The sequence below is a fragment of the Thomasclavelia sp. genome, assembly GCF_047249845.1.
GTDB lineage: Bacteria > Bacillota_I > Bacilli_A > Erysipelotrichales > Coprobacillaceae > Thomasclavelia.
In genome coordinates, this window is the sequence record NZ_JBKTWO010000138.1 from 1 (window position 1) to 2,119 (window position 2,119).

Below are 2,119 nucleotides of genomic sequence, written 5' to 3' on the forward strand. Positions count from 1 at the left end.
GGTAAATAGGTTAGTCTTGCCATAGAGAATATTCTTCCATCTAGAGAATAATGAATAGCAAACATATTGTCTTTTCTTGCCAGTTGCAGCCATATCTCTTGAGTGTCTACAATAACGCCATTTGCATCATCTGAATGTTCATTTGTCATAACAGTTACTATTTAATGAGTCCCTATATCAGTCAACTCGAAACATGCTTTTGCCCATAATCTATCATGGTCTTGGGCGAGTAGAACGCAAGCATCATATGTTGATAAAAAGTCATGACTTACTTTTGCTCGCAAGATGAAATCACCTGTCACTTCTTGATAAAGAAAAGGAGCAGATGTTATGACGTCATGATTAACTGGATTAACAAAATAATCAGTATGTTCAGGTGCGTAGATTTCAATTCCATTATCTATTTCATGATATTGACTTTCATTTAACCACTTTAAATTTTTGTATATCATTTGTATTTCCTCACTTTCATTTTTCTGACATAAACTATCGACGTTTGTTTTCACGTTTCACTTGGCAAGGATTTCCATAAGCAATAACATTTGAAGGAATATCTTTTGTGACAACGCTACCTGCTCCAATGACAACATTATCACCAATTGTGACTCCTGGCATAATAATAGCGCCACCACCAATCCATACATTATCACCTATAATAACAGGAGCAGTCATTGTTTTACAAAAATTAAATTGAGTATCAACACTATCTCCAAAGCGGTCTAAATAATGAGTAGGGTGAAAAGCAGTATATATTTGAACATTTAGTGCAATCAAAGCATGATTACCAATAATAATTTGATTATCATCTAAAAAGGTACAATTCATATTGATCTCACAATTATCACCAAGATAAATATGACAACCATAATCAACATAAAATGGTGCAGTAATCCATAAATTTTCACCAAAGCCACCTAGTAGTTGTTTTAATATTTTCTTTTTATCCTCTATATTGTTTGCATCTGCGAGATTATAATCTCTCGCTAAATTTTTCCCTAAATACCAAAGTTCTAACAACTCTGGATCTCCACAGTCATAAATTTCACCAGCTAACATTTTTTCTTTTTCTGTCATTAAATGTTTCCTCCTAATATTTTTTCTAATAAGAAATAAGCAACACCATCATTTTGATGGCTTCCTGTTATATAATTTGCATAAGATTTCGTAAGTGTACTTGCATTTTCCATTGCCACACCTATTCCAGCATCACGAATCATTTCAGCATCATTATCAGCATCTCCAAAAGCAAGTAAATTTTTAAGTGACAAATCATGCCATGAACATACGAGCTCTAAACCTAAACTTTTGGATAATTGAGGATCCATATATTCATATTCAATTTGGCCTGCTTGCAAAGATTTGAGATGGGGATGATTCAATTTTTGACCATGTTCTCTAATATATTTCATATCTGATGGATGAGTGATGACAATAAGTTTGCTTTGTTTTGACTTATAAATATCTTGAAAGTTTTCTACTATATATGGAATATTATCACTTGTTGCTAATCGTTTGGCAAGATCATCATCTTTAAAAACTGCCAAATAATCATCTTTATATACACCAAAATTAACTGGGAAACCTTGAAAATGTGTGATAATCTTTTCAATCAGTTTGCCATCTATTTGAAAACATTTTTCCTCTCTATTCAATCTGTAGTCTTTAATATGTCCGCCATTTAATCCAATCACGATATCTACAATATCCTTATTCATTTGCCACTTTTCCATAAGATTTTCAATAGAACAGATTGGTCTGCCTGTGGCATAGCCAAAAAGATAACCGTTTTCTTTTAGTTTCTTAATCGTATTTATTGTTAATTCGCTCATCATTTCTTCTTCATTTAATAATGTTCCATCTAAATCACAAATAATTATTTTTATTTCATTCATCTTATTATCCTCCATGATAATATTATTATATTCCTTTTATATCTACTAACAATGGAATTTATTGTCTAAATGTATTACAATATTCTCAAGTCGTAAATATATGGAGATATTATGAAACAAACTGAGTTAACAATTACAGATTATAATTTAAAAGATACTGTTGAACATGGTAGTGAAGAATTCCCCATCCAATATTATGTAGATGAATTATATTGTTATTCAAAGCA

The 2,119-nt window shown here is 31.1% G+C and carries 2 protein-coding genes and 1 pseudogene; all 3 read right to left on the minus strand.

The window, feature by feature from the left end; translation table 11 throughout:
* Nucleotides 1–452, minus strand: a pseudogene (locus ACLR9T_RS14035) (DUF1349 domain-containing protein); the annotation flags it as partial.
* Between the two features lie 34 nt (nt 453–486).
* On the minus strand, nt 487–1,074 hold the full coding sequence (locus tag ACLR9T_RS14040; protein WP_413110103.1) for a sugar O-acetyltransferase: 588 nt from the start codon (nt 1,072–1,074) through the stop codon (nt 487–489).
* Nucleotides 1,074–1,892 carry an HAD family hydrolase gene (locus ACLR9T_RS14045; protein ID WP_017143865.1) on the minus strand — a complete coding sequence of 273 codons (819 nt, stop codon included), beginning with the start codon at nt 1,890–1,892 and terminating at the stop codon, nt 1,074–1,076. Before ACLR9T_RS14045 ends, ACLR9T_RS14040 begins: the two co-directional genes overlap by 1 nt.
* Nucleotides 1,893–2,119 lie beyond the last annotated feature (227 nt).

Coding starts and splice junctions, on each gene's coding strand:
- ACLR9T_RS14045 (WP_017143865.1), bottom strand. CDS start 1,892: ATGAATGAAATAAAAATAATTATTTGTGATTTAGATGGAACATTATTA.
- ACLR9T_RS14040 (WP_413110103.1), bottom strand. CDS start 1,074: ATGACAGAAAAAGAAAAAATGTTAGCTGGTGAAATTTATGACTGTGGA.